Source organism: Curtobacterium poinsettiae (genome assembly GCF_025677645.1).
Taxonomy (GTDB): Bacteria; Actinomycetota; Actinomycetes; order Actinomycetales; family Microbacteriaceae; genus Curtobacterium; species Curtobacterium poinsettiae_A.
Genome location: NZ_CP106879.1, coordinates 1,040,838 through 1,067,836 on the forward strand (window position 1 = coordinate 1,040,838; position 26,999 = coordinate 1,067,836).

General features: G+C 71.5%; 22 protein-coding genes. 19 read left to right on the forward strand and 3 right to left on the reverse strand.

The window, feature by feature from the left end; all coding sequences use genetic code 11:
* The first annotated feature begins 206 nt into the window (after positions 1 to 206).
* The gene (locus OE229_RS05180; protein ID WP_262136802.1) at positions 207 to 1,463 is read left to right on the forward strand and encodes a right-handed parallel beta-helix repeat-containing protein; all 1,257 of its coding nucleotides are present in this window, start codon (positions 207 to 209) and stop codon (positions 1,461 to 1,463) included.
* Between the two features lie 51 nt (positions 1,464 to 1,514).
* Here OE229_RS05180 and OE229_RS05185 read toward each other — a convergent pair whose 3' ends face one another.
* The gene (locus OE229_RS05185; protein ID WP_262136804.1) at positions 1,515 to 3,575 is read right to left on the reverse strand and encodes an Ig-like domain-containing protein; all 2,061 of its coding nucleotides are present in this window, start codon (positions 3,573 to 3,575) and stop codon (positions 1,515 to 1,517) included.
* A 112-nt stretch (positions 3,576 to 3,687) separates the two neighbouring features.
* Between OE229_RS05185 and OE229_RS05190 the strand changes: the two genes are divergently transcribed.
* Complete coding sequence (locus OE229_RS05190; RefSeq protein WP_262136805.1) at positions 3,688 to 4,833, forward strand: class I SAM-dependent methyltransferase; 1,146 nt, start codon at positions 3,688 to 3,690, stop codon at positions 4,831 to 4,833.
* 63 nt (positions 4,834 to 4,896) lie between these two features.
* Here OE229_RS05190 and OE229_RS05195 read toward each other — a convergent pair whose 3' ends face one another.
* Together OE229_RS05195 and OE229_RS05200 are read right to left on the reverse strand one after the other, a co-directional pair.
* On the reverse strand, positions 4,897 to 5,727 hold the full coding sequence (locus OE229_RS05195) for an aldo/keto reductase (RefSeq protein WP_182064587.1): 831 nt from the start codon (positions 5,725 to 5,727) through the stop codon (positions 4,897 to 4,899).
* Between the two features lie 56 nt (positions 5,728 to 5,783).
* Positions 5,784 to 6,203, reverse strand: a complete 420-nt coding sequence (locus OE229_RS05200) for a pilus assembly protein CpaE (protein WP_182064588.1) — start codon at positions 6,201 to 6,203, stop codon at positions 5,784 to 5,786.
* 237 nt (positions 6,204 to 6,440) lie between these two features.
* Here OE229_RS05200 and OE229_RS05205 point away from each other — a divergent pair, with 237 nt between their 5' ends.
* From OE229_RS05205 to OE229_RS05285, 17 genes are all read left to right on the forward strand, one after another.
* Positions 6,441 to 9,092 (forward strand): glycoside hydrolase family 2 protein, encoded by a 2,652-nt coding sequence (locus tag OE229_RS05205; protein ID WP_262136806.1) that lies wholly within the window; start codon positions 6,441 to 6,443, stop codon positions 9,090 to 9,092.
* A gap of 148 nt (positions 9,093 to 9,240) precedes the next feature.
* Positions 9,241 to 9,519, forward strand: a complete 279-nt coding sequence (tatA, locus tag OE229_RS05210) for a twin-arginine translocase TatA/TatE family subunit (RefSeq protein ID WP_374222206.1) — start codon at positions 9,241 to 9,243, stop codon at positions 9,517 to 9,519.
* A gap of 104 nt (positions 9,520 to 9,623) precedes the next feature.
* Positions 9,624 to 11,036: an MFS transporter gene (locus OE229_RS05215; protein ID WP_262136808.1), complete on the forward strand. Its 1,413-nt coding sequence runs from the start codon at positions 9,624 to 9,626 to the stop codon at positions 11,034 to 11,036.
* Between the two features lie 53 nt (positions 11,037 to 11,089).
* Positions 11,090 to 13,258 carry an ATP-dependent Clp protease ATP-binding subunit gene (locus OE229_RS05220; RefSeq protein WP_259580339.1) on the forward strand — a complete coding sequence of 723 codons (2,169 nt, stop codon included), beginning with the start codon at positions 11,090 to 11,092 and terminating at the stop codon, positions 13,256 to 13,258.
* A gap of 100 nt (positions 13,259 to 13,358) precedes the next feature.
* Positions 13,359 to 13,913 carry a DUF2231 domain-containing protein gene (locus OE229_RS05225; protein ID WP_262136809.1) on the forward strand — a complete coding sequence of 185 codons (555 nt, stop codon included), beginning with the start codon at positions 13,359 to 13,361 and terminating at the stop codon, positions 13,911 to 13,913.
* Between the two features lie 54 nt (positions 13,914 to 13,967).
* Positions 13,968 to 14,621: a response regulator transcription factor gene (locus tag OE229_RS05230; RefSeq protein ID WP_182064592.1), complete on the forward strand. Its 654-nt coding sequence runs from the start codon at positions 13,968 to 13,970 to the stop codon at positions 14,619 to 14,621.
* A 41-nt stretch (positions 14,622 to 14,662) separates the two neighbouring features.
* Positions 14,663 to 15,823: a sensor histidine kinase gene (locus tag OE229_RS05235; protein WP_182064593.1), complete on the forward strand. Its 1,161-nt coding sequence runs from the start codon at positions 14,663 to 14,665 to the stop codon at positions 15,821 to 15,823.
* A complete protein-coding gene (locus tag OE229_RS05240) occupies positions 15,820 to 16,353 on the forward strand; it encodes a hypothetical protein (protein WP_182064594.1) in 534 nt (177 codons plus the stop codon). The genes OE229_RS05235 and OE229_RS05240 overlap by 4 nt, the downstream gene beginning before the upstream one ends.
* Positions 16,350 to 17,504, forward strand: coding sequence for a peptidoglycan-binding protein (locus tag OE229_RS05245; protein ID WP_182064595.1), 1,155 nt, complete (start codon positions 16,350 to 16,352; stop codon positions 17,502 to 17,504). The genes OE229_RS05240 and OE229_RS05245 overlap by 4 nt, the downstream gene beginning before the upstream one ends.
* Positions 17,501 to 18,226: an ABC transporter ATP-binding protein gene (locus OE229_RS05250; RefSeq protein WP_262136810.1), complete on the forward strand. Its 726-nt coding sequence runs from the start codon at positions 17,501 to 17,503 to the stop codon at positions 18,224 to 18,226. Before OE229_RS05245 ends, OE229_RS05250 begins: the two co-directional genes overlap by 4 nt.
* Entirely contained in the window at positions 18,223 to 19,410 is a 1,188-nt protein-coding gene (locus OE229_RS05255) for an ABC transporter permease (RefSeq protein WP_262136811.1), read from the forward strand. Before OE229_RS05250 ends, OE229_RS05255 begins: the two co-directional genes overlap by 4 nt.
* A gap of 287 nt (positions 19,411 to 19,697) precedes the next feature.
* Complete coding sequence (locus tag OE229_RS05260; RefSeq protein ID WP_262136812.1) at positions 19,698 to 21,023, forward strand: sugar ABC transporter substrate-binding protein; 1,326 nt, start codon at positions 19,698 to 19,700, stop codon at positions 21,021 to 21,023.
* A 3-nt stretch (positions 21,024 to 21,026) separates the two neighbouring features.
* Entirely contained in the window at positions 21,027 to 22,055 is a 1,029-nt protein-coding gene (locus OE229_RS05265; RefSeq protein WP_263345073.1) for a carbohydrate ABC transporter permease, read from the forward strand.
* Positions 22,052 to 22,939: a carbohydrate ABC transporter permease gene (locus OE229_RS05270; RefSeq protein WP_262136814.1), complete on the forward strand. Its 888-nt coding sequence runs from the start codon at positions 22,052 to 22,054 to the stop codon at positions 22,937 to 22,939. The genes OE229_RS05265 and OE229_RS05270 overlap by 4 nt, the downstream gene beginning before the upstream one ends.
* Positions 22,940 to 23,051: 112 nt before the next feature.
* Positions 23,052 to 23,840 carry a DeoR/GlpR family DNA-binding transcription regulator gene (locus OE229_RS05275; RefSeq protein ID WP_262136816.1) on the forward strand — a complete coding sequence of 263 codons (789 nt, stop codon included), beginning with the start codon at positions 23,052 to 23,054 and terminating at the stop codon, positions 23,838 to 23,840.
* The gene (locus OE229_RS05280; RefSeq protein ID WP_262136818.1) at positions 23,837 to 24,832 is read left to right on the forward strand and encodes a 1-phosphofructokinase family hexose kinase; all 996 of its coding nucleotides are present in this window, start codon (positions 23,837 to 23,839) and stop codon (positions 24,830 to 24,832) included. The genes OE229_RS05275 and OE229_RS05280 overlap by 4 nt, the downstream gene beginning before the upstream one ends.
* A 79-nt stretch (positions 24,833 to 24,911) precedes the next feature.
* Entirely contained in the window at positions 24,912 to 26,999 is a 2,088-nt protein-coding gene (locus OE229_RS05285; RefSeq protein ID WP_262136820.1) for a PTS fructose transporter subunit IIABC, read from the forward strand.

Here is a 26,999-nt window from a genome sequence, read left to right on the forward strand (position 1 = left end):
CATGTGGAGTGTTCGAACGAGCGGTGTTCGTGCCCCTACGGTGGGGTGGCGACCCACGGCGACCCCGCCTGGTCGAGTGTCTTCGGGGAGGGGCCATGCGCAGCCGAACACCGGGCGGTGGCCCTGCGAGCAGCTGCACCGTTCGCCGCCGCACGCTGTTGACGGCGGCCGCGGCGCTGGCGGGTGGAGCTGCGCTCCTGGGTGCGGTGGGGAGGACGACCGCGACGAGAGCCGCCGACGACGCTGACCAGGACGTCCTGCAGGACGCGCTGCGGGCCGTTCCCCTCGGCGGTGCGATCGTCATCGACCGCGAGTGGGTGCGTTCCCGGAGTCTCGTGGTGGACCGCCCCGTCCGCATCCGGTTCACCGAGGAAGGACGTATCAGGATGGTCACCACGGCCACCGCAGTGGTCGTCACGGCGTCCGGTGTCGAGATCGTCGATGCCGACATCCGCGGAGTCGGCAGCGAGAGTGGGGGCGAGGGCCACGGGATCGCCGTCATGGGTGACCGGCTGGCACCACTCCGCGGGGTCGTGGTGCGAGGCGGTCGGTTCCGTGACCTGCCGCACGACGGCGTCCACCTCGAGTACTGCGATCACTTCCGGGTGACCGGGACGACGATGGACCGTGTCGGGTACGCGGGGGTGCTCGGCGTCGGTGTGGTGGACGGGGTCATCGACCGCAACCGGGTGTCCGACGTCCGGCAGCCCCGGGGTCGCGTGAACTCGTACGGGATCGCGCTGACCCGGGATGCGACCGCGACGCCCGACGTCACGCGGCGGTCGGCGCGTGTCCGGGTCGTGGACAACCACGTCAGCGGCGTCCCGGCGTGGGAGGGCATCGACACCCATGCCGGCGAGGGCATCGAGATCCGCGGGAACGTCGTCACGGCGTGCCGCGTGGGCATCGCGGCCGTGCCGTCGAAGGACCCCGACGACCGGACGCAGACGGGTGTTGCGCCGATCGACCTGGTGATCGCCGACAACGTCGTCACGCGCGGCGCCGGGCTGCCCGCAGGCTCCGGGATCCTGGTCAGCGGTGCCGGCACGACCGTCGGATCGACGCGTCCCCGCGCGACCGGACGGGTCATCGGGAACGTCGTGACCGGATACGGAGGCGGCGGGGAAGCAGGCATCCTGGTCAAGCTGACGCGTGGCATGGTGCTCGACGGCAACCGCGTGCGGTCCAGTGCCGACAACGCGATCTGCCTCGTCCACTCGAACGCGGCCGCAGTCGCCCGGAACAACTCCGTCCGTGGTGTGAGCGCCACCCGCGTCGGCGTGAACATCCGCGCCGGTGCGAACGACGGATCCATCCACCACAACGCCTTCGCGGTGACGCAACCCGCGCTGGCGGTCGCGGTGCGGTTCGGGGATCCGGACAACCGGTTCCACGTGTCGGACAACGACTGGGGCAACGCTCGGGTGCACCTCGCGCGCGGTGGCGCGGTCGTGACGAGCTGATCACGGCGACGGGCCCGGCCGGGGAGGTGCACCACGGCCGGGCCCGCCCCGTCAGGATGCGCGGATGCTGAACACGCGGCTGGTGTCGACGGTGCCGTCGAGTGTCTGTTCGATGACGAAGTCGAACTTCGTGGCTCCCGTGGAGACGACGCGCTGGAAGCTCCAGTCGCCGTCCTCGTCCGCGGTGACGGTGCCGGGGACGATCTGTGTGCCCCAGGCGTTGCGGACGCGGATCGAGGCGTTCGGGGTGGCGGTGCCGGTGAACGTGTTCAGGACGCCCGGGGAGACCGACGACGTCGCGACCGATGCATCCCGGAGGGCTGCCGCCGCCGCGATGCTGAACACGCGGCTGGTGTCGACGGTGCCGTCGAGTGTCTGTTCGATGACGAAGTCGAACTTCGTGGCTCCCGTGGAGACGACGCGCTGGAAGCTCCAGTCGCCGTCCTCGTCCGCGGTGACGGTGCCGGGGACGATCTGTGTGCCCCAGGCGTTGAGGACGCGGATCGAGGCGTTCGGGGTGGCGGTGCCGGTGAAGGTGTTCAGGGCGCCGGCCGAGACGGCCGTCGTCTGCACCGTGGCCGGTTCGATCGGCTGGGTCTCGTCCGTCGCGGGGGTGAATGCGATGTCCTGCATGACCGAGGTCCGGCCGTCGGCCGTCGTCTGCGTGAAGGTCACCTCGTACCCGTCGCGGCTGGTCAGCTCGGCGGACGCCGACCACGCGGCGACGCCGGAGCGGGTCTGTACCGCCCGGGTACGGAAGAGCTCTGCGCCGTGCTGGTCCGTCGCGACGACCGTGGCGCCTGCCTCGGCGGAGCCGCTGAACCGACGTGTGCCGGGCGTGTACTCGTTCTGCTGATGGATGCCGTCGACCTGCAGCAGGCGCGGGAGTGCCAGGCGTTCGGACGTCGCGGAGTAGTGCTGTCCGTTGAAGGCGAGCGCGACGAGGTCGAGTTGTCGCCCGGTGTGCGCCTGGCCGATCGTGAAGCTCCACCCGGCCGTGTCGGGACGGATGTGCGCGACGACGACATCGCCGTCGAGCACCTGCAGCCCGGCCGTCCTCTTGACGTCGCCGACGAGCTGGATCGATCCGTTCGGCAGGACGTTGACGTCGCGGACACCCGGCGCCTCGACGTCCGGGTCGACGGCGAGCGGCAGGAGTTCGGCCCGTGTCGCGGGGGACTCGGAGCCGTCCTCGGAGATCCCGACGACCTCGAGCGCGGCACCGAGGTGCTCCTGCGGGACCGTCGCCACGAACTCCCCGTCGACGACCCGTGTCTCGCCGACGCTCGTGCCCCCGGCGGTGCGCACCTCGACAGCGACCGTCCGGTCGTCGACCGCGCCCCACAGGGTGAAGTCCCCGTCGAGGCGGCGCTCCGACGGCTGCACCTGCGGAGCAGCAGGGGTCGCACCGGTGCCTTCCGAGAAGACCACCGGTTCGATCGTGCTCTTCCGGCCGTCCGGCAGCGTCTGGCTGAAGGTGATCGTGTGGTCGCCCGCGGTCAGGTCGGCTTCGGCGCTCCAGGTACCGACGGCCGAGCGGGCCGACGGGACCTCGGTCCTGAAGAGCGTGGTACCCGTGACGGTGTCCGTCGCGGTGATCGTCGCGCCGACGGTCGCCGTGCCCTCGAACCGCTTCGGGCCCGGGACGAACCGGTTCTCCGCCCGCAGTCCGTCGACCCGGAGCGTGCGCGGGAGCGGGATGCGCTCCGTCCGTGTCGCCGTGCCGTCGGCTGCGATGTGGACGCGGACGAGGTCGAGACCCGTGTCGCGGTACTTGTCGAGGGCGCGGAGGAGGAACAAGCCCTGGCCGCCGGCCCATCGGCTGACCGTCTCGTCCCCGTCGAGCAGGTACACGTCGTCGGTCCCCGCGAACCCCGTCACCGCGCGTGAACCGGCGAACGTGTCCTCGATCCTCGAGATGGCGGGGGACTCGAGCAGGGGGTCGACCGGGAGGTCGGGGACGAACACCGCGTCGGACGCGGACGGTCGGGACGAGGTCGGGGCGTCCGCGCTCGCGGCGGTCGCCACGTCGGGGGTCAGGACGCCGAAGGCGAGTGATGCGGTGACGATGCCGCAGGCGACTGCGGCGCTCCGGAACGGAGAGGGTGCCATGGGGGCTCCTTGGGGTAGGGAATGTCCAGAATATTGACATTTCGTATACCCACGCGGTGAACATGCCGAGTGCGATGCCCACGACGCAGCGACGCCCGGATACGCTGACGCGGTGCCCGACTTCGCCGACCTCTTCCGCCGCCGCGACGACTCCGCCCCGGACCTCATCGCGATCGACGGCACCGACCGGTTCCTCATCGACGAGGCCCCGCACGTGCACGGCGACGCGCTCCGGCAGCCCGGAGAGGTGGCGGTCGTCGACGACCGTCACGGCGTCCTGACCCTCGGGCTCATCACGCAGTACGGCGCGTCGAACCTCCGGGTCGTGCAGGACTCGCTCGTCGGCCAACGGGCGCTCGAGGCGAACGCCGGGACGTTCGGGCTGCGCGGCTTCCACCACCCGGACACGCTCGAGGACGCCTTCCGCGACGTCCGGCTCGTCGTGCTGCGGCTGTCGAAGTCGCACGACCGTCTGGACGAGATCGCCCGAGCCGTCGCCCGGTTCGCGGCGCCCGACGTCGTCCTGCTGTGCGGCGGCAACGTGAAGTACATGCACGCGTCGCAGAACGACGTGCTGCGTCGGTCGTTCGGCGAGGTCACCGCGTCGCGTGGCCGCGGCAAGTCGCGCCTGCTCATCGCGCAGGACCCGCTGCGTGCTCAGGCGAACCGTGCTGCGGTCACGAACCCGTGGCCCAGGTCGGTGCACGTCGACGACCTCGGCATGACCCTGGTCGCCCACGGCGGCGTGTTCGCTGGCACCTCGCTCGACCAGGGCACGCGGGTCCTGCTCGACGAGGTCGACGCCGCGGTACCGAGTGCCCGGACCGTCGTCGACCTGGGCAGCGGCAACGGCGTGATCGCCGCGGCCGTCGCCCTCCGGCGGCCCGCGGTCCGGGTGGTCGCGACCGACGTGTCGCGGATCGCCGTCGAGTCGACGCGGGCGACGGCGGAGGCGAACGGGGTGGGCGACCGGGTGACCGTGGTGCAGACCGACGCGGGGGACGAGCTCGGGAGCGGTTCCGCCCAGCTGGTGCTGTGCAACCCGCCCTTCCACGCCGACACGACGGTGACCACCGACGCTGCCGAAGCCATGTTCCGGAACGCGGCCACGATCCTCCAGGCCGGCGGGGAACTGTGGTGCGTCTGGAACTCCCACCTGCGGTACCGACCCGTGCTGGAACGACTCGTGGGTCCGACGCGACAGGTCGTGCGGACCGCGAAGTTCACCGTCACGGCGTCGGTCGCGACCTCCCGGTGACGACGAGAGCCGCCCGGGGTGACCCCGGGCGGCTCTCGTCGTGTGGCGCGGTGCCGGGACCGATCAGGCCGGCACGTAGTCGAACGTGTCGGGGTCCGGACCGGTGCGGTGGCCCTTGTCGAGGCCCGAGATGTCGGTCATGTCCTCGTCGGAGAGCTCGAAGTCGAAGATCGCGAAGTTCTCCTCGACCCGGGCACGGGTGACCGACTTCGGGAACACGATGTCGCCGCGCTGGATGTGCCAGCGGAGGACGACCTGTGCCGGGGACTTGCCGACCGAGCCCGCGATGCGGGTGATCGTCTCGTCGTCCAGGACCAGGCCCTGCGCGATCGGGGACCATGCCTCGGTGGCGATGCCGAGTTCGCGGTTGACGGCGCGGAGCTCGTCCTGCACGAGGTACGGGTGCACCTCGATCTGGTTCACCGACGGCGGGACGTCGGTCTCGGCACGCAGGCGGTGCAGGTGGTGCGCCTGGAAGTTGGAGACGCCGATCGAGCGGGCGGTGCCGTCGTGGTACAGCGCTTCGAGGGCCTTCCACGTCGGGACGAAGTCCGAGACGGTGGGGAGCGGCCAGTGGATGAGGAACAGGTCGGTGTAGCCGCCGAGCAGGTCGGCCGACTTCTTGCCGTTCTCCAGCGCAGCCTCGGGGGCGTGGAAGCCGTTGTTCAGCTTGGAGGTGACGAAGATCTCGGAACGGTCGATGCCGGACTCGGCGATCGCCTCGCCGACCTCCTTCTCGTTGCCGTACATCTCGGCGGTGTCGATGTGGCGGTAGCCGACCTCGAGCGCGGCCAGGGTGGCGGCCTTCGTCTCGGAGGGGTCGATCTGGAAGACACCGAAGCCGAGCTGCGGGATGGTCTTGCCGTCGTTCAGGGTGATGTTCGGAACGGTCATGACTCCATGCAACCAAACGTCCCTCAGCGCGCCTTCCGGGAACGTTCAGTCTCGCGTCACGCGAGCGCCGCCGTGATGTACGCCTGCAGCGCCTGTCCGTAGGCGATCGCCGGCACCTCGGACGCGAAGCTGCGGTCGGTGCCGCCGATCGTCGCCGTCACGGTGAAGACCACCCGACCGCCGACCTGCACACGGGTCAGCCCGACGAACGACGGCCCGAGCAGTTCGCGCAGCTGGTCCTCACGGGGCAGCCAGAGCGACTCGGTGGCGGTGACCGAGTCGAGCGCCCACTCGGTGGTGCCGTTGAAGCCGAGGATCGTGCCGGTGGGGGAGTCGTGCCGTTCGACGGTCATCTCGGACACCGTGTAGACGTCGTCGTCGATGCCGGGCTTGTCGATCACGAACCGGTCCCCGGTCTCGGGGTGCCAGCGGAGACCGGCGTCACGGAGGGACCTGGCGAGTTCGACGGTGATCACGTTCCCACCCTGCCCGCGCGACCCGCCCCTGTCACCACCTAGGTTGCCGAAAGCATCCCGTACTAGCATCGCCGAGCACCCCTCGCGCGAGCGCAACCCGTTCGTGCGCGCGACGTGACGACGCCCGGGCAACCGGTGCCGCGCCTCCAGGCCGTGGGAACCGGCCGCGGGTCGGACGCCGGCCGGGGGCACCGACCGAGGCTGACGGAAACCCTGCCGCCGAAGAGAAGGACCCGCATGACCCTCGAACGCGAGGAACTCCGCGACGACTGGACCGTGACGATGGCCGGAGGAACCGGCGCGCCGGACGGTGTCGCGGGCCGCACCATCCCGGCGACGGTGCCGGGCCAGGTGCACACCGACCTGGAGCGGGAGGGCCTGCTGCCGGACCCGACGTTCCACCTGAACGAGCAGGCCGCGAAGTGGGTCGGCCGCGCCGACTGGGCCTACCGCCGAGCGGTCGACGTCGACCCGCGGGGTCACGAGCGCGTCGACCTGGTCTGCGACGGTCTGGACACGGTCGCTGAGCTCAGCCTGGACGGCGTCGTCGTGGGCACGACCCGCAACATGCACCGCCGGTACCGGTTCGACGCCCGTGTGCAGACGGGCTCCGGCGGCACCACGAAGGACCTCGAGATCCTGTTCGAGTCGCCCTACCGTGAGGCCGGCCGGGTCGCCGCGAAGGCCGGCAGCATGCCCGGTCCGTACGACGAGCCGTTCCCGTACGTCCGCAAGATGGCGTCGAACTTCGGCTGGGACTGGGGTCTGACGGCGGTCACGAGCGGTCCGTGGCGGCCGGTCGCGATCGAGCGGTGGTCGACCGCGCGCCTGCGCGAGGTCCGCCCGCTCGTCGACGTCGAGGCCGGTGAGGGCGTGCTCGACGCGCACATCACCGTGGAGCGCTCGGGCATGAACGACCTGGACCAGGACGGCGAGGACGACGACCTCGTGCTCGTCGTCACCGTCAGCGGCGAGACCGAGGACGGCGGCACCACGCGCCAGCGGTCCCGCGCGCAGCTGACCCCGAAGGACGACGAGACGGTCGTCACCGTCCGCGTCCCCGAGGCGCGGCGCTGGTGGCCACGCGGCTACGGCGCGCAGCCGCAGTACGACGTCGTGGTCGAGCTGCAGACCGTCGACGGCGAGGTGCTCGACCGCGACACGTTCCGCACCGGCTTCCGGTCGACCCGAATCGAGACCCAGGTCGACGGCATCGGCCGCCCCTTCGCCGTGCACGTCAACGGCACGCTCATCGACGTCCGGGGCGTCAACTGGATCCCCGACGACGTCATCGTCTCGCGCGTCGACCGCGCGCGACTGGAGTCCCGGCTGGGTGCCGCGGCATCCCTCGGCACGAACCTCGTGCGCGTCTGGGGCGGCGGAGTGTACGAATCGCGCGACTTCTACGAGGTCTGCGACGAACTCGGTCTCCTGGTCTGGCAGGACTTCCCCTTCGCGTGCTCGGCCTACCCCGAGGTCGAGCCGATCCGCAGCGAGGTCATCGCCGAGGCGCGGGACAACGTCGCCCGCCTCGCCCGCCACCCCTCGCTGGTGGTCTGGAACGGCAACAACGAGAACATCTGGTTGCACGACGCCGACGGCTGGGGTGCGGAGCTGGGCGATCGGGGCTGGGGACTCGACTACTACCTCGACCTGCTGCCGACCATCGTCGACGCCGTCGACCCGTCGCGGTTCTACACGGTCGCGTCGCCGTGGTCCGGCTCCGAGTCGCTGCCCGCGAACGAGGTCGACCACGAGACGCACCACTCGTGGGACGTCTGGAACCGGCTGCCCGACACCGCCTACCGCGAGTCGGTGCCGCGCTTCGTGTCGGAGTTCGGCTGGCAGGCGCCGCCCGCCTGGCGCACGCTGCGCGACGCGGTCACGGACGCGCCGCTGCGGGTCGACTCGCCCGGTGTGGTCCACCACCAGAAGGCGGCCGACGGGATGGCCAAGCTGGCCCGCGGGCTGGAGCCGCGCTTCGGCGCGGTCGGCCCGGCCGCGTTCGACGCGTGGCACTACCTGACGCAGCTGCAGCAGGCGCGGGCGATCGCGACCGGCATCGAGCACTGGCGCACGCACTGGCCGCGCAACACAGGTGTCGTGGTGTGGCAGCTGAACGACCTGTGGCCGGTGTCGTCGTGGTCGGCGATCGACTCGGCGGGGCGGCTGAAGCCGCTCGCGCACGAACTGCGCCGCCTGTACGACGACGTGCTGCTGACGATCCGTCCGGTGTCGTCGGTCCCGGTCACGCCGGGTGCGGAGCGGACTGGAGGCCCGGATCACCCGGGTGCATCGGCGGCGGTCGGTGAGACGGCCGATCTGGGCGAGCTCGCGGACACGCTCTCGCTGGGGGTCTCGCCCGGCGCCTTCGGGTCCTCGCCCGTCGAGGTGGCCGTCCGGTCGACCCGCACCGGGCACGACAGCGTGGTGCGGGTGCGCCGGATCACCACGGCCGGCACGATCCTGGCCGAGGTGTCACTGCCGGTCCGGCTGTCGTCCGCGGGCGTCGCGGTCGTCGCCCTGCCCGAGTCGGTCGGTGTCGTCGACGACCCGGCCAATGAGCTCATCGTCGCCGACATGGACTGGCGCCGCGCGGTCTGGACCCCCGGTCCCGACGCCGCGATGCGGTGGGAGCCGGCGCGCTACCGGACCTCGTTCGCGGTGGTCGACGGTGGCCTGGACCTGACCGTCGAGGCCGACTCGCTCGTCCGCGACCTGCTGGTGCAGCCGGACCGGGTCGCCGCCGGTGGAACGGTCGACCGCGGGTTCATGACGCTGCTGCCCGGCGAGCGTGTGGTGTTCCGGCTCGGCGGCGTGACCGAGGCCGACATCCCGGCGCTCCGCGAGGCACCCGTGCTGTGGAGCATCGACCGCGTGCTCGGGTGACCGGGGTGCTTCCCTGTGCGAACGGTGTCCGTTCCGGGGGCCGGCCTGGGCATCCAGGGGCGGGGGAGTTACGATGGGGGCACACGGACTTTCGCCGCGTGGGTCGACGACGATCACCGGATGGCGACCAGTTCCAGATCAAGGAGTCATGATGCTCGGAAACCTGACCGGCCTTCACCTGCTGATCATCCTCGGGATCGTCATCCTGCTGTTCGGCGCGACCAAGCTCCCGGCGCTCGCCAAGGGCCTCGGCCAGTCGATCAACATCTTCAAGAAGGAGATGTCGGACGACGAGAAGAAGGCCAAGGGCGCGGACGGTACCGTGCAGAACACGACCGCCGGGCCGGCGGCGCCGGTGCAGCCGGTCGTCAACCCGGAGCCGTCGGTGCAGCCGAACGCGGACTCCCGCCACTACTCCCAGAACTAGGACACCCAGCCCCGTCCTGTCGGCAGCCCCCGCGACCACACCGGTCGCGGGGGCTTCGTCGTGCGGGATCGACCGCGGGGTCCCCCGTGCCGCAGGATGAGCACATGACCGTTCCCGCTCCCGTCCCCGCGCCGCACGGGGTCGCGCCCCTCCGGGACGACCGGCGGATCGTGCTGGTGGTGGCGATCCTGGCGTCGTTCGTCGTCGGGCTCGACTCGAGCGTCGTGAACGTCGCACTCCCCGCGATCCGGCAGGAGCTCGGCGGTGGACTCGTCGTGCAGCAGTGGGTCGTCGACGCGTACCTGGTCACGCTCGGCTCGCTCATCCTGGTCGCCGGCAGCCTGTCCGACCTGTTCGGCCGGGTCCGGATCATCACGTGGGGACTCGTGGTCTTCGGGATCGCGTCCGTGGTGTGCGCGATCGCCCCCACCGGCGAGGTGCTCATCGTCGCCCGGGCGCTGCAGGGCGTCGGCGGGGCGCTCGTCATGCCGAGCGCGCTCGCCCTCATCGTCGCGGCGTTCCGCGGGGCGGCGCAGGCGAAGGCCATCGGCACGTGGACGGCGTGGTCGAGTGCGGCCACGATCCTCGGCCCCGTGGTCGGCGGGCTCGTGGTGGACGGCATCGGGTGGCGGTGGGTCTTCGTGCTCACCGCGGTGCCGATCGCCGTGACGATCCCGCTGGTCCTGCGCATCACCGGCGACGTGCACCCCGCCGTCCGCCCGCGCATCGACGTCGTCGGGGCCGTGCTCGCCGTGGTGGGTGTCGGCGGGGTCGTGCTGGGCCTCATCGAACAGGAGCGGCTGGGGTGGGGTGCGCCCGTGGTGGTCGGCGCGCTCGTGCTCGGTGCCGCCGCACTCGTGGCGTTCGTGCCGTGGGAACTGCGGGTGACGCGGACGACGGGTTCGCCGCTCGTGCCGCTCGAGTTGTTCCGGGCGCGGAACTTCACGGTCGGGAACCTCGCGACCCTGTCCATCTACGGGGCGCTCGGCATGGTGTTCTTCGTCGTCACGCTGTTCCTGCAGGAGGTGTGGCGGTTCCCGGCCTGGCTCGCCGGCCTCGCGACGCTGCCGCCGACGATCATGCTGCTCGCCCTCTCCACCGCCGTCGGGTCGGCGGCGGGTCGGTTCGGCCCGCGGTGGTTCATGGCCGCCGGGCCGGCGGTGGGCGCGGTCGGGGCGCTCCTGCTGCTGCTCGCCGGCGACGATCCGACCGGGTACTGGTGGTCGGTGTTCCCGGGGCTGGTGCTGATCGGCGTGGGCATCGCCCTGATGGTCACGCCCCTGACGAGCGCGGTGCTCGGGTCGGTGCCGCAGTCCGAAGCCGGGTCCGGTTCGGCCGTGAACAACGCGGTCGCGCGCATCGCCGGACTCGTCACGGTCGCACTGGCCGGCGTGGTGCTCGGCGGCGAGGTGAGCGTCGACGGGCTGCACCGAGCCATGGTGGTGATGGCGCTCCTGCTGCTCGCGGGTGCCGTCGTCTGCGCCGTCGGGATCCGGAATACCGTCGAGCGCACCTAAGTTGAGTGGAGTAGACTCAACTCCAGGACCACCGCAACGAAAGGACGGAACGCATGGCGAACCTCCAGGGCGCTCCTGACTCCCAAGAGCGACAGAAGACCGCCCTCGAGCAGTACGGCATCGACCTCACGGCGATCGCGCGCAGCGGCAAGCTCGACCCCGTGATCGGACGCGACTCCGAGATCCGGCGCGTCTCCCAGGTGCTCACGCGCCGCACCAAGAACAACCCCGTGCTCATCGGCGAGCCCGGCGTCGGCAAGACCGCCGTCGTCGAGGGACTCGCGCAGCGCATCGTCGCCGGCGACGTCGCCGACTCCCTCAAGGACAAGCGGCTCATCTCGCTCGACATCTCCGCCCTCATCGCCGGCGCCAAGTACCGCGGCGAGTTCGAGGAGCGGCTCAAGTCCGTGCTCAAGGAGATCAACGACTCCGACGGGCAGGTCATCACGTTCATCGACGAGCTGCACACCCTGATGGGTGCCGGCGGCGGCGAGGGGTCGGTGGCGGCCTCGAACATGCTCAAGCCGATGCTCGCCCGCGGTGAGCTCCGGCTCATCGGCGCGACGACCCTCGACGAGTACCGCGAGTACATCGAGAAGGACGCCGCGCTCGAGCGGCGCTTCCAGCAGGTCTACGTGGGTGAGCCGAGCGTCGAGGACGCCGTGGCGATCCTGCGCGGACTCAAGGAACGCTACGAGGCGCACCACAAGGTGACGATCAACGACTCCGCCCTCGTCGCGGCCGCGAGCCTGTCGAACCGGTACATCTCCGGGCGACAGCTGCCCGACAAGGCCATCGACCTGATCGACGAGGCTGCGAGCCGTCTGCGCATGGAGATCGACTCCAGCCCGGTCGAGATCGACGAGCTGAAGCGGAACGTCGACCGTCTGCGGGTCGAGGAGTTCGCGCTCAAGCAGGAGAAGGACGACGCCTCGAAGGCCCGCCTCGAGACCCTGCGCAACGAGCTGCACACGCGCGAGGAACGGCTGGCCGAGCTCGAGCAGCGCTGGCAGGCCGAGCGTGCGAGCCTGAACCGCATCGGTGAGCTCAAGCAGCGGCTCGACGACCTGAACATGCGGTCGCAGCGGGCCCAGCGCGAGGCCGACTACGAACTCGTCTCCCGGCTCGAGTACGGCGAGAAGCCCCGCATCGAGGCCGAGCTCGCCGCCGCCGAACAGGCCGAGAGCGCCGACCGGATGGTGAACGACAGCGTCACCGACGAGGACATCGCCGCGGTCATCGCGCAGTGGACGGGCATCCCGCTCGGCCGGCTGCTGCAGGGTGAGACCGAGAAGCTCCTGCACCTCGAGAGCGAGCTCGGCCGCCGGATCATCGGGCAGCGCACGGCCGTGACCACCGTGTCCGAGGCCGTGCGTCGCACCCGCGCCGGCATCTCCGACCCGGACCGTCCGACCGGTTCGTTCCTGTTCCTCGGCCCGACGGGCGTCGGCAAGACCGAGCTGGCCAAGGCCCTCGCCGAGTTCCTGTTCGACGACGAGAAGGCCCTCGTCCGGATCGACATGAGCGAGTACGGCGAGAAGCACTCCGTGGCCCGCCTGATCGGTGCCCCGCCCGGGTACGTCGGGTACGAGGCCGGTGGACAGCTCACCGAGGCGGTCCGCCGCCGCCCGTACTCGGTGATCCTGCTCGACGAGATCGAGAAGGCACACCCCGAGGTGTTCGACGTGCTGCTCCAGGTCCTCGACGACGGGCGACTGACCGACGGCCAGGGCCGCACGGTCGACTTCCGGAACACGATCCTCGTGCTGACGTCGAACCTGGGGTCGCAGTTCATGACCGACCTGTCCCTGAGCGACGCGCAGCGGGAAGAAGCGGTCCGTGAGCTCGTGCAGCAGGCGTTCCGGCCGGAGTTCATCAACCGTCTCGACGACATCGTGGTGTTCCAGGCCCTGACGGCCGACGACCTCGGCCAGATCGTGTCGCTCTACGTCGACCGGCTGGCCCGCCGCCTGACCGATCGCCGGCTCGAGCTCGCCGTCACCCCCGAGGCACGCGGCTGGCTGGCGGAGCGCGGGTACGACCCGCTGTACGGCGCGCGGCCCCTGCGTCGCTTGATGCAGCGGCAGATCGACGACCGGTTGGCCCGCGCCATCCTGTCCGGTGACGTCCGCGACGGTGACACCGTCCGGGTGGACGTTGCCGCCGATGGCGACGGCCTGACGGTCGAGCCGTTCGAGCTCGCCGAGATCGTCGAGGAGTAGTCCACCGAGACGGACGGGAGGCCCGTCGCCGGGTCCTGGGACCGGGTCCTGGGACCGGTTCCTGGGACCGGTGACGGGCCGTTCGTCTACCGTCCACGGCATGCCTGAGATCCGCGCGTTCCGCCGCCTCACCGCCGCCGTCGAGCACGCGAGCGTGCTCGACAAAGCCGTCGACATCGACCGTGCCGTCGTGAACGCCCTGGCCAAGCCGAAGGCCCTGCGCCAGCTGCTGCACGGCGTGCCGTTCGGTCACCCGATCCACCCGCTCATGGTGCAGGTGCCGCTCGGCGCCTGGATCTCGGCAGCGGTGCTCGACCTGCTCGGCGGGAAGGGCAACGCGAAGGCCGCGAAGACCCTCGTCGGCGTCGGGGTGGTGTCGGCCGGCAGCGCATCGGTCGCCGGGTACGTCGACTGGTCCGAACTGGACCGCGAGCAGCTCCGGACGGGGTGGGTGCACCAGGCCGTGAACTGGGCGGGGCTGTCGCTGTACGGGCTGTCCTGGCTGGAGCGGAAGCGGGGCAACCACGGAGCGGGCAAGGTGCTCGGTCTCGCGGGACTCGCCGTCGTCAGTGTCGGTGGGTACCTGGGCGGACACCTGTCCTACCGGCAGCGCGCGGGCGTTAGCGACCACGGCGAGGTGCCGTTCGACGCGTAGTCCGAGCGCGGCTGCTCCCAGCCCGTCCACTGGAACATCACGTGCAATGTACGGATGCGTGTACTCGTGGTGGACGATGAAGGGGCCCTCGCCGACCTCGTCGCGAAGGGGCTGACCCGGCAGGACATGGCTGTCGACGTCACCTACCGTGGCGACGACGCCGACGAACTGCTCGGCGTCAACGACTACGACGTCGTCGTGCTCGACCGGGACGTCCCCGGACTGCACGGCGACGAGGTCGCCCGGCGGCTGGCATCGAGGGGGAGCCTCACCAGGATCCTCATGCTGACCGCGGCGACGTCCCTGACCGATCGGGTGAACGGCCTGGAGCTCGGAGCCGACGACTACCTGACGAAGCCGTTCGAGTTCCCCGAACTCGTGGCCCGCGTCCGTGCGCTCGGTCGACGCAGTGTCGCCCCGGTCGCGCCCGTACTCGAGCGCTCGGGGATCGTCGTGGACACCAACCGGCGGATGGCCACCAGGCAGGGGCGGCCCCTGGACCTGACGTCCAAGGAGCTCGGCGTGCTCGAGGAGCTGCTGCGCGCGGACGGTCGGATCGTGGCGGCCGAGGAGCTGCTCGAGAAGGTCTGGGACATGAACATCGACCCGTTCACCGCCGCGGTGCGGGTGACGATGTCGAAGCTCCGGAGGAAGCTCGGCGACCCGGACCCGATCCGCACGGTGCCGGGGCAGGGGTACGCGCTGTGACCCGCCGACCCCGGACGTGGAGCATCCGGACGCGCACGGCGGTGACCTTCGCACTCGCGGCGATGGCGTTGGCCGCGGGCGTGGTGGTCTTCAGCAACGTGATGTCCCTGGCCGGCGTCGGCGCCGGACTCGACACCGCAGCCTTCCGGACGGCGGTCCCGACGCCGGACTTCACGCCGGCGACGCGGGCCCGGGTCGACGGCGGTGCTGCGGGGACGCCCTCGGTCGCGGTGGTCCAGCTCGTCGCCGTGCAGCAGTGGCAGTGGTCGGCGATCGGCGTCGCGGTCGCCGGGGTCGCGGCGGGCGGCATCGGGTGGGTGCTCAGCCGACGGATGCTCCACCCGATCGACCGGATCACTGCGACCGCGAACCGGATCTCGGCGTCCAACCTGCACGAACGCATCGCCCTCGACGGCCCCGACGACGAGCTCCGGCGACTGTCCCGGACCGTCGACGACCTGCTCGACCGGCTGGAGGCCGCCTTCGCCAGCCAGCGGCGCTTCGTCGCGCAGGCCTCGCACGAGCTCCGCACCCCGCTCGCCGTCCAGCGTGCAGCGGTGCAGGTCGGGTTGACCGTCGACGCAGCCCCCGACGAGGTCCTGACCGTCCGGGACGAGCTGCTCGAGCAGAACCGCCGGACGGAGCACCTGGTCGAGTCCTTGCTCGTGCTGGCCGAGGCCGATCGCGGGCTCGCCGGAGCGACCCGGCCCGTCCACGTCGACGAGGTGACCGCCGCGGTGGTCGCGGCGATGGCGGGTGACGCGACCGACGCCGGGGTGACGCTCACCCACGAGACGCTCGACGGGCCTCCCGGCATGGTCGTCGACGGCGAGCCGACGCTCGTGCGGCAGGCGGTCGTCAACCTCGTCGGGAACGCCGTCGAGTACAACGGACCCGGCGGGTTCGTCCGGGTGACCACGTCGTCCGACGGCGTCGTCGTGGAGAACTCGGGGCCGGTCGTGCCCGACGACGAGGCTCCCTGCCTGGTCGAGCCCTTCTGGCGGCGCGACCCGACGCCCACCGCCCGGCGGCACAGCGGGCTCGGACTGTCCATCGTGGCGGCCATCGTGCAGGCGCACGGGTGGCGGCTGTCGGTGCGGGCGCGACCGGGTGGCGGCCTCGTGGTGCGGATCGGTGTTTCGCCGGTGCAACCCGATGTACCCGCGGTCCGAAACAGCCGGGGCGGTGTGCTGGATGCATGATGAAGCAGACGACGACACGCAAGCCCTCCGGGACCGTCCGCGGCTCCCGCTCCCTGGTCGCTCTGGCCGCCGCAGCCGTGTTGCTGCCGGGGTTCCTCGCCGGGTGCTCACCGACCACCTCGGACACCGACGCCGCCGGCTCGAGCGCCGTCGACGCGAAGGGCAACGACCTGGCGGAGTGCATGCGCGACAAGGGCTACGACATGCCGGACCCGACCGCGGGGAACGGTGGCGCCCAGGTGCAGGTGCCGGACGGGGTCGACCCGGACCAGTACACGGCGGACCTCGGGACGTGCATCGGTGACGGGGAGGGCGCCGGGGACGGCGTGCAGGCGAAGCCGATGGAGGGCCTCGACGACAAGCTCCGCGAGGCTGCGGCGTGCATCCGGGAGGAGGGGTTCTCGGACTACCCCGACGACGAGGCCGGCATGCGGTCCTACCGGCCCGACGACGAGGCCGCGTTCGAGGAGGTCGCGAAGACCTGCAACGAGCGGGCCTTCGGCTCGGACGTGGTCGGAGCGGGGGAGTGAGCCGCCCGACGCGGCGTCGCGCACTGGTGGCCGGGATCTGCCTGGTCGCCGTGCTCGGAGCGGGCGCAGGGACCTGGGCGATCGTCGGTGTCCGTGCGGGCGACTCGGCCTCGGCGACCTCCGGTCCCCGGTCCGGCACCGCTCGGCCCGACACGACGGCGCCGGTGACGAGGGGTGACCTGACGGACTCGAAGGTCTTCGCGGGCGCGCTCGGGTACGGGACGCCGGTCGGGATCCCCGGCGCGGCACCCGGCACGATCACCTGGTTGCCGCACCCCGGCGACGTGATCGAGCGCGACGGGGCGTTGTACGCGGTCGACGAGCAGCCCGTCCGGGCGCTGTACGGCGCGGTGCCGCTGTGGCGCGACCTGGCACGCGGCCGCAGCGGTGCCGACGTCCGGCAGCTCAACGAGAACCTGGCCGCCCTGGGGTACGACGTGTCCGTCGACGACGAGTTCGGTCCGCGCACGGAACGGGCGGTCCGGCAGTGGCAGCAGGACCGGGACCGCGAGGGGGACGGTGTGCTGACCGCGTCCGACATCGCGTTCGTGGACGGTCCGGTCCGGGTGGCCTCGGTCGGCGGGCGGCTCGGCCAGCCGACGGGCGCGGGCGGCGGGGCGACCGGGGCCGCCGGGCTCGGAGCTGCCGGCGGTGACGACCCGGGTGCTGCCGACGGCGGTGGAGCAGGCACCGTCGGCGGCGACGTCCTGCAGGTGACGAGTCCGAGGCGCATCGTGTCGGCGACCGTGTCCCAGCGCGATGCCGAGCGGCTCGCGGTCGGCACGCGGGTCGACGTCCGGGTCAACGGCGCCGGTGGACGGATGGCCGGCAGGGTGACGGACGTCGAACCGGTCACGGGCGACGACGGCGCGACCAAGGTGCAGGTCTCGGTGTCGTTCGATGCAGGGAAGCGGAAGCTCCCGACGGCGGCGTCGGCCCAGATCGACGCGAAGGGCACCACCGAGCGTGGTGTCCTGTCCGTCCCGGTCACGGCGTTGGTCGCCCGGGACGGCGGCCGGTACGCCGTCGACGTGGTCCGCCCCGACGGCACGACGGAACGCGTCCCGGTGCGCCCCGGGTTCTCCGCGGACGGCAGGATCGCGGTCACCGGGGACGTCGAGGCCGGCGACCGGGTGGTGGTGCCCGGATGAGCGGCGCGGTCCTGGCGTTGCGTGACGTCGTCAAGACGTACGGGGACGTCCACGCGCTGCGCGGCGTGTCGCTCGAGGTCGTCGCCGGCGAGTTCGTCGCGGTCGTCGGGCCGTCGGGTTCCGGCAAGTCCACGATGCTCAACATCGTGGGGACCCTCGACCGACCCACGTCGGGCACCGTCACGATCGCCGGCAACGACGTCGCGACGATGTCGGACGACGAGCTGTCACGCCTGCGAGCCGACCACATCGGGTTCGTCTTCCAGCACTTCCACCTGCAGACGGGGGCCACCGCCGCCGAGAACGTCGCGGACGGGGTGCTCTACGCGGGCGTCCTCCGTCGGGAGCGGCACCGTCTGGCGGTCGACGCGCTCGGCCGGGTCGGCCTCGGGCGCCGTGTGGACCACCGCCCGCACGAGCTGTCCGGCGGCGAGAAGCAGCGCGTCGCCATCGCCAGGGCGATCGTCGGCGGCCCGACGATCCTGTTGGCGGACGAGCCGACCGGGGCGCTCGACACCGCCTCGGGCGCGGCGGTCCTCGCCCTGCTCCGCGAGCTCAACGACGGGGGGACCACCGTGCTCGTGATCACGCACGACCTGGAGCTCGCCGCCTCCTTGCCACGGCAGGTGCGGATGCGGGACGGTCTCGTCTCGCAGGACGACGGGGCCGGTGCGGCCGCAGGTGCGGTTGCACTCGCCGCGGCGATCCGGGAGGACCGATGAGGGCCCGGGGGAGCGTCAGTCCCGCGGACCTGCTCCGGCTCGGGGTCTTCGGCCTGCGGACCCGCCCGGGCCGCGTCGTGCTGTCGGCGCTCGGCATCGCGATCGGCATCGCAGCGATGATCGCGGTCGTGGGGATCTCGTCGTCGAGCAAGGCGAAGCTCGACCAGGTGCTCGACGCGCTCGGCACGAACGTGCTGACGGTCACCCAGGCGCAGGGGTTCGGTGCACCCGAACCCCTGCCGACCACCGCCCTCGGATCGGCCCAGCGGCAACGGGAGGTCGAGTCCGCGGCGGCGGTCGGGACGGTGCCGGATGCCGCGGTGTACCGGAACGACCACGTCCCCGCACCGGAGACGAAGGGCATCGGGGTGTTCGCCGCCTGGGGTGACGTGCCCGGGGTGCTCGGCGGCGGACTCGCGTCCGGACGCTGGATCGACGACGCGCACGGCGCGGCACCGCAGGTGGTCCTCGGTGCCGAGGCCGCGCGGTCGCTCGGGGTCGACCGCGTCCGCGCCGACACCCGCGTGTGGATCGGCGGGCAGTGGGTGCAGGTCGTCGGGGTCCTCGAGCCCGTCGAGCTGGCCGCTGACCTGGACCGCCAGGTCTTCGTCCCGCGGGGACTCGCCGGACAGCTCGGCTTCGACGGCGCACCGACCGCGGTGTACACCCGCGTCGACCCGACCCGGGTGGCCGAGGCCCGGGACATCCTCGCCGGCGCGATCCGCCCGGGGGCACCCCAGCAGGTGGGGGTCACGAGACCGTCCGACGCGCTCGCAGCGAAGAACGCAACGGACGACTCGTTCACCGGGCTGCTCGTCGGCATCGGCGGCGTCGCGCTGCTCGTCGGCGGGATCGGTGTGGCGAACACGATGGTGATCACCGTCCTGGAGCGCCGTGCCGAGGTCGGCGTCCGTCGGGCGCTCGGCGCACGTCGTCGGAGCATCCGCGACCAGTTCCTGGTCGAGTCGTTGCTGCTGTCGCTCCTCGGCGGGCTCGCCGGCGTCGTGCTCGGCGTCGCGGTGACGGTCGTCTTCGCCGTCACGCAGGGCTGGCCGGTCGCACTGCCGGTGTGGGCCGTCGTCGGCGGGCTCGGCGCCACGGTCGTGATCGGCGGGGTCTCCGGGCTCTACCCGGCGGCACGCGCAGCGCGGATCCCGCCGACGTCCGCCCTGGCGGCCGTCTGACGCGTGCGGTGGACGCGCGCAGGGGAGGCCCGGGGCCGGTCCGGCGGACCGGCGCCGGGCCTCCGGGCGGTCGCTTCCCGACGCCGGACGCGAGCCGCAGATCATGCCTGGTCATGACCACCTGGTCAAGCATCTGCACCGATCTGTTCGACATCCGTGATGACCCGGAAACACGCGGATCGAAAGCGGTCACCAGGACCGATCCAACGGTTGACAAGGGGCCGAGCAGGGTCTTCTATTGCGAATACGCAACGTCCTTTCATAAAGGTCGGACCAAGGGAGTCATCGTGACACGAACGCGTTTCGCCGCACTCGGTGCGCTCGCCCTCGCAGGCGCGCTCGCCCTCACCGGGTGCTCCGCCGGGAGCAACGCCGCTTCCGACGGCGGCACGAAGTCCATCGGCACGCCCGATGGCACGGGCAAGACCATCACCGTCTGGATGATGAACGGCGACCTGAGCGACAAGGTGCTCGACGCCGCCGGCAAGCAGTTCACCGCCGACACCGGGGCGAAGGTGAAGATCCAGACCCAGCAGTGGGACGGGATCACCACCAAGCTCACCACGGCGCTCGCGCAGAGCGACGCCCCCGACGTCGTCGATCTCGGCAACACGCAGGTGCCGGTCTACGCGGCCGCCGGCGGGTTGACCGACCTGACGCCGTACCGCGACGAACTCAAGGACGGCCAGACCTGGCTCACCGGGCTCGAGGGCCCCGCCACCGTCGACGGCAAGCTCTACGGGGCACCGCTGTTCGCCGGCAACCGGGCCGTGGTCTACGACAAGCAGGTCTGGAAGGACGCCGGCGTGACCGACGTGCCGACCACCTACGACGAGCTCACCGCCGACCTCGACAAGGTCAAGGCCGCCAACCCGGCCAGTGACTTCTCCGCCTTCTACATGCCGGGGCAGTACTGGTACGGCGGCCTGCAGTGGGTCTGGGACGCCGGTGGCGAGATCGCCACGGACGAGAGCGGCAAGTGGACCGGGACGCTCGACTCGGCCGAGGCCGTCGAGGGGCTGACCGCCTGGAAGGACTTCCAGAACGCGTACTCGGCGAAGTCCACCCAGGACATCAACACCGACAAGCCCTCGCAGAGCGACGTCTTCGCACAGGGTGACACCTCGGCGTTCCTCGGGTCCGCGTGGGAGATCGGCTCGATCACCACGGCGAAGCCGGAGCTCGCCGACCGGATCGGCACGTTCCCGATGCCGTCCTCGACCGCGGGGAAGACCCAACCGGTGTTCCTCGGTGGCTCCGACCTCGGGATCCCGGCGAAGGCGCAGAACCAGGAACTCGCGCTGTACTACCTGAAGATCCTGACCTCGAAGGAGTTCCAGCAGGACCAGGTGTTCGGGGTCGACGGCTGGGAGCCGAACTCCACCGAGCTGCTCGACGCGGTCGCCGGCGACGTCGACGAGCTGCACAAGCCGTACTTCGAGGCGGCCGGCACGAGCCGACCGACCCCGGCCACCCCGGGCTGGGCCACCATCGAGGGTGACGCCTCGTTCCAGTCGATGTTCGCCGACGTCGCCACCGGTCGGAAGTCGCCGGAGCAGGCCGCCGAGGGGTTCTCGAAGCACCTCACGACCGCGCTGAACGCGCAGCCGTAGGCGATGACGTCGACTGCGGAGCCGGTGACCGACGCGGAGCAGTCCGCGCCGGTCACCGGCGGGCGTGCCGGCGGCGGTCCGGTTCAGGGGCCGTCGCGGGATGCCCGTCGAGGTGGGCGCATCGCGGGTCGTCGCTCGCCGGTCGGGTCGCGGGCGCCGCTCGTCCTGCTGGCCCCGGCGGCGCTGCTGCTCCTGGCCCTCGTCGTCTACCCGCTCGTCCGGCTCGTTGTCATCTCGTTCCAGGACTACGGGCTGCGGGCGATCTTCACCGGGCAGGCCGGGTTCGCAGGGTTCGCGAACTACACCGGCGTGCTCACCGACGCGAGTTTCTGGCCGGTCATCCTGCGCACCGTGCTCGTGACGGGTGCGATGGTCCTCGGCACGATCGTCATCGGCGTGGGAGTGGCGCAGCTGCTCACCCGTCTCGGGGTCGCGATGCGCACGATCGTCAGCGTCGTGCTCGTGCTGGCCTGGGCGATGCCGAACGTGGCCTCGAGCCTGGTGTGGCAGTGGCTCTTCCAGCCGTTCTACGGCGTGCTCAACTGGCTCATCACGCAGCTGCGGGTGTTCGGGGACCACACGCAGGACAACTGGGCGTCGCACCCGGGGCAGGCGTACACGATCGTGCTGACGCTCGTCATCTGGCAGGCCGTGCCGTTCGTGGCGCTGACGCTGTACGCCGCGCAGTCCCAGATCGCGCCGGAGTACTACGAGGCCGGTGCGCTCGACGGGGCATCGGTGTGGACGATGTACCGCGCGATCACGCTGCCGGCACTCGCGCCGACGCTGCTGCTCGTGTCGATCCTGTCGGTGATCTGGGACTTCAACGTCTTCAACCAGATCTGGCTGCTCACCCGCGGCGGACCGGAGGAGGCCACGCTGACCCTCGGCATCTGGACCTTCGTGCAGTCGTTCGTGTCCAACGCCTACGGGCAGGGGGCGGCGATCGCCGTGATCTCCACCCTGATCCTCGGGGTGCTCACCAGCTACTACATCCGCCGGCTCGTCCGCAGCGGTGAGGAGGACCTGTGACCGTCTCGAGAACGGCGCCCCGTGCGGGCAGCGCGTCCGCGCCGGCCCCCGTGCGGGTGCGCAAGCGCAAGCCACGCGTCGTCGCGAACACCATCGCCGTGCTGTTCTGCCTGGTCTGGGTGTTCCCGATCTACTGGATGGTGAACACCGCCTTCAAGCCCGCCGACGAGGTCACCACGATGACCCCGATCTGGGCGCCGCTGCACCCGACGCTCGACAACTTCACGCGGGCGCTCACGCAGGAGGGCTTCCTGGTCTACCTGCGGAACTCCGCGATCGTCGTGGTGGCTGCCGTGCTGCTGTCGATCGTCGTCGGGTTCCTGGCGTCGGCGGCACTGTCGCGGTTCCGGTTCCGCGGACGGCGGGCGATCCTGGTCGCGATCCTGTTCGTGCAGATGATCCCCTCGGGCGCACTGCTCATCCCGCTGTTCCTGTCGTTCCAGAGCCTGGGGCTGCTGAACAGCTACGTCGGGCTGATCCTGGCGTACGTGGCGAGCGTGCTGCCGTTCTCGATCTGGGTGATGCGCGGCTTCTTCGTGGCCGTCCCCGTCGAGATCGAGGAGGCGGCGAAGGTGGACGGCGCCGGCACCTTCCGGATCCTGTGGAGCGTGCTGTTCCCGCTCGTCATGCCCGGGGTCATCGCCACGAGCGTGTTCGCGTTCATCGCGGCGTGGAACGACTACCTGATCGCGTACGTGATGCTCAAGGACCAGGGGATGTACACGCTGCCGGTCTGGCTCGCCGGGTTCTCGACGAACAAGGGCACGGACTTCGGTGGGCTGATGGCGGCGAGCGTGCTGTTCTCGATCCCGGTCGTGGTCTTCTTCCTCGTCGTGCAGCGCCGGCTGGTGAGCGGGATGACGGCGGGCGCCGTGAAGGGGTAGCGCTCGGACGACCAGCACCTGTGGACGTGTTGGTTGCATGACGGAACGGTTGCGTTCTTGTGGGTTTCAGACGTACAGTGCTCGAAACCCAACGGAACGAAGGAGTTCGGGCATGTACGCAACCGAGCGGCACGACGCCATCGCCGCGGCGCTGCAGACCGCGGGCCGCGTCTCGGTGGCCGACCTCGCCGAGCACTTCGACGTCACGACCGAGACCGTGCGCCGCGACCTGGACCTGCTCGAGTCGGCCGGGGTCCTGCGCCGCGTGCACGGGGGAGCGGTCCCCGTCGGGCGCTCGAGCGTCGTCGAACTGACCGTCGCCGAACGCGAGGGGCAGCACGGTTCGGCCAAGTCCGCCATCGCCCGGGCCGCCATGCGCCTGGTTCCGCCGACCTTCACCGGCTCGATCGCCCTCGACGCCGGCACGACGTGCGCCGCCGTAGCCTCCGAACTCGCCCGCTGGGAGCCGTCCACGCCCGGCGCGACGATCACCGTCGTCACCAACTCGGTGCCGATCGCCGCGACCCTGCAGCACAGCGAACACGTCGAGCTGCACCTGCTCGGCGGACGGGTCCGTGGGGTCACGAGCGCCGCGGTCGGCACGGCCACCGTCGAGCAGATCGGCGCCCTCCGGCCCGACATCGCGTTCGTCGGCGCGAACGGCCTGTCAGCGGGCTTCGGCCTGAGCACCCCCGACGAGTACGAGGCCGCAGTGAAGGGCGCGTACGTGCTCGCCGCCCGTCGGGCGGTGGTGCTCGCCGACGCCGCCAAGCACGGGGTCGAGGCACTCATGCGGTTCGCGCGGATGGACGAGATCGACACGCTCGTCACCGACGAGCAGCCGCCGGCCGACCTCGCCGGTGCGCTCGCCGACGCCGACGTCGAGGTGGTCGTCGCATGAACGGCCGCATCGTCACGGTCACCCCGAACCCGTCGCTCGACCGCACGATCGAGCTCGCCGGTGAACTCCAGCGCGGCGCCGTCCAGCGTGCGACCCGGTCCACCGCGGAACCCGGCGGCAAGGGCGTCAACGTCTCCCGCGTGGTCGTCGCGAGCGGCGGGGACACCGTCGCCGTCCTGCCCGGCGACGAGCTCGACCCGGTCCTGCTCGGCCTTGCCACGCGCGGCATCCCGACCGCCGCGCTGCCGATCGGGGCGCCCCTCCGCTCGAACGTCACCGTGACCGAGCCGACCGGCACCACGACGAAGCTCAACGAACCCGGCCCCTCGCTCGCCGGTCGCCTCGACGACCTCGCCGCGCTGGTCGCCGACACCGCGGCTGCCACTGCCACCGGCCCCGCCGCCCGCTGGGTCGTGGTCGCCGGGTCGCTGCCGCCCGGTCTGCCCGACGACGCACTCGCCGTGCTCGTCCGGGCCGTCCGTGCCCGCCACGGTGCGGACGTCCGGATCGCCGTCGACTCGTCCGGAGTGCCGTTCACGGCGCTGCTGCAGTCGGGCGAACGGATCGACCTGGTGAAGCCGAACGCCGAGGAACTCGCCGAGGTCGTCGGCGGCGACCCCGAGGAGTACGAGCGCGACCTCGACGCCGCGGTCGCCGGAGCCCAGCGGATGCGGCGGAGGAACGTCGGTACGGTCTTGCTCACCCTGGGCGGCGCCGGCGCCGTGCTGGTCTCCGACGAGGGGGCCTTCGCCGCCGCCGCACCCGAGATCGTCGCCCGCTCGACCGTCGGCGCGGGGGACTCCTCGCTCGCCGGCTACCTGCTCGCCGAGGTCGCCGGAGCGTCACCCGAGCAACGTCTCGCCCAGGCCGTGGCCACCGGTGCCGCGGCCGCAGCACTGCCCGGCAGCGACGTGCCGGCACTCGACCACACCGACCCGACGGCGGTCTCCGTGCGGGTGCTCGGCACGCACCCGGCCCCCGAACCCGCCTGATCCCCTCCCCACCCCGCCCGACGACCCCACGAACACCTGCACCACCGCGCGATCAGCGCCATTGCGAAGGAGCAAGCACATGTCCGCAGACTCGAGTCCGCGCCTCATCAGCGCACAGCTCGTCGGCCTCGACGAGGACCTCGGAGCCACGTCGACCGACGTCATCCGGGTGCTCGCCGACCGCGTCGCCGCGACCGGCCGCGCCGCCGACGGCGCCACGCTCGCCGACGACGCCGTCAAGCGCGAGGCGAGCGTCGGAACGGGCGTCCCCGGTGGCATCGCCATCCCGCACGCCCGGTCGGCGTCGGTGTCCGAGCCGACGCTGGCGTTCTCGCGCCTGGCCCGGAAGGTGCCGTTCGGTGCTCCGGACGGCGACGCCGACATCGTCTTCATGATCGCCGTGCCCGAGGGGGCGGACAAGGACCACCTGACGGTCCTCTCGACCCTGGCCCGGGCGCTCATCCGTGACGACTTCACGGCCGCGTTGCGGGCCGCGACCACGGCCGACGAGATCGTCCGGTTGGTCGACGACGAGGTGGGCGGCGAAGTGGCCGAGGCCGGCGTCGGGAAGGCGAGCAGTGCCTCCGATCCGGCCACCGCGCCCGCCGCCGACCGGAAGGTCTTCGTCGGCGTCACGGCCTGCCCGACCGGCATCGCGCACACCTACATGGCGGCCGACGCCCTCGTCGCCGCAGCCCAGCGCGCCGGTGCCGAGATGCACGTCGAGACGCAGGGGTCCTCGCAGGTCGAGCCCCTCGACCCGGCGCTCATCGCCCGTGCCGACGCCGTCGTGTTCGCGGTCGACGTCGACGTCCGCGACCGCGGTCGGTTCGCCGGCAAGCCGCTGGTGTCCGGACCCGTCAAGCGTGGTGTCGACGAACCCGACGAGATGATCGCCGAGGCCATCCGCGCCTCGGAGGACCCGCACGCCGCACGCGTGCAGGGCGGCGCCGCCGTCGAGGGCGCGTCCACCGCCAAGAACGAGCACTTCGGTCAGGCGCTCAAGCGCTGGCTGCTCACGGGCGTCAGCTACATGATCCCGTTCGTCGCCGGTGGCGGGCTCCTCATCGCGCTCGGCTTCCTGCTGTCGGGGTACCAGATCGCGTCGACCCACGGGGACGACGGCATGAGCAACGCCGCGTGGACGCTGACCCACTCGACCCTGCTGAACCTGCCGGCGGAGGGCCTGGGCTACTACCTCGGTGCCGCAGCGTTCCAGATCGGACAGGTGTCGCTCAGCTTCCTCGTCGCCGCGCTCGCCGGCTACATCGCCTACGCGATGGCCGACCGACCCGGCATCGCGCCCGGCTTCGTCGCCGGGTCGATCGCCGTGTTCATGAACGCCGGGTTCCTCGGTGGTCTGGTCGGCGGCCTCATCGCCGGTGCCGCCGCGTACTGGATCGGGCGCATCCCGACGTGGCGCTGGCTGCGTGGCCTGATGCCGGTCGTGATCATCCCGCTGTTCGCGTCGATCATCGCCTCGGGCCTCATGCTCCTGGTGCTCGGTGGCCCGATCGCCTGGGTCATGACCGAGCTCACCGCGTTCCTCAACTCGCTGTCGGGTGCCTCCGCCGTCCTGCTCGGGATCATCCTCGGTCTGATGATGGCGTTCGACCTCGGTGGTCCGGTCAACAAGGTGGCGTACGCGTTCGCCGTCGCCGGCCTCGGCGCCGGGACCGCCACGAACGTGGTGCCGTTCGAGATCATGGCCGCGGTGATGGGTGCCGGTATGGTGCCGCCGCTCGCGATGGCGCTCGCGTCGACGCTCTTTTACCGGAATGGCTTCACGAAGCCGGAGCGTGAGAACGGCAAGGCCGCATATCTGCTCGGCCTCTCCTTCATCTCGGAAGGTGCGATCCCGTTCGCCGCGGCCGACCCGCTCCGCGTGATCCCCGCGTCGATGGTCGGTGCCGCCGTCACCGGTGCGATCTCGATGGCGGTGGGTGTGACCTCGCGGGCACCACATGGTGGCGTGTTCGTCTTCTTCGCGATCGGCAACTTCTGGGCTTGGCTCGGTGCGGTCGTGCTCGGTGCGTTCATCTCGGCCGGTGTGCTCGTCGCCCTGAAGAAGTGGGTGCGTCGTCGCCCGGTCGACGAGGCCGCTGCGGGCAGCGAGGCTGCCGTGGCCGGCGAGACGGTGGGCCAGCGCGCGCCGGTCGCCGCGTAG

What these genes read in the sequence shown, in the direction of transcription:
- OE229_RS05265 (WP_263345073.1), top strand. Translation starts at nt 21,027, where the DNA reads ATGACGTCGACTGCGGAGCCGGTGACCGACGCGGAGCAGTCCGCGCCG.
- OE229_RS05220 (WP_259580339.1), top strand. Translation starts at nt 11,090, where the DNA reads ATGGCGAACCTCCAGGGCGCTCCTGACTCCCAAGAGCGACAGAAGACC.
- OE229_RS05240 (WP_182064594.1), top strand. Translation starts at nt 15,820, where the DNA reads ATGATGAAGCAGACGACGACACGCAAGCCCTCCGGGACCGTCCGCGGC.
- OE229_RS05255 (WP_262136811.1), top strand. Translation starts at nt 18,223, where the DNA reads ATGAGGGCCCGGGGGAGCGTCAGTCCCGCGGACCTGCTCCGGCTCGGG.
- tatA (WP_374222206.1), top strand. Translation starts at nt 9,241, where the DNA reads ATGATGCTCGGAAACCTGACCGGCCTTCACCTGCTGATCATCCTCGGG.
- OE229_RS05250 (WP_262136810.1), top strand. Translation starts at nt 17,501, where the DNA reads ATGAGCGGCGCGGTCCTGGCGTTGCGTGACGTCGTCAAGACGTACGGG.
- OE229_RS05230 (WP_182064592.1), top strand. Translation starts at nt 13,968, where the DNA reads ATGCGTGTACTCGTGGTGGACGATGAAGGGGCCCTCGCCGACCTCGTC.
- OE229_RS05205 (WP_262136806.1), top strand. Translation starts at nt 6,441, where the DNA reads ATGACCCTCGAACGCGAGGAACTCCGCGACGACTGGACCGTGACGATG.
- OE229_RS05280 (WP_262136818.1), top strand. Translation starts at nt 23,837, where the DNA reads ATGAACGGCCGCATCGTCACGGTCACCCCGAACCCGTCGCTCGACCGC.
- OE229_RS05215 (WP_262136808.1), top strand. Translation starts at nt 9,624, where the DNA reads ATGACCGTTCCCGCTCCCGTCCCCGCGCCGCACGGGGTCGCGCCCCTC.
- OE229_RS05195 (WP_182064587.1), bottom strand. Translation starts at nt 5,727, where the DNA reads ATGACCGTTCCGAACATCACCCTGAACGACGGCAAGACCATCCCGCAG.
- OE229_RS05275 (WP_262136816.1), top strand. Translation starts at nt 23,052, where the DNA reads ATGTACGCAACCGAGCGGCACGACGCCATCGCCGCGGCGCTGCAGACC.
- OE229_RS05185 (WP_262136804.1), bottom strand. Translation starts at nt 3,575, where the DNA reads ATGGCACCCTCTCCGTTCCGGAGCGCCGCAGTCGCCTGCGGCATCGTC.
- OE229_RS05285 (WP_262136820.1), top strand. Translation starts at nt 24,912, where the DNA reads ATGTCCGCAGACTCGAGTCCGCGCCTCATCAGCGCACAGCTCGTCGGC.
- OE229_RS05225 (WP_262136809.1), top strand. Translation starts at nt 13,359, where the DNA reads ATGCCTGAGATCCGCGCGTTCCGCCGCCTCACCGCCGCCGTCGAGCAC.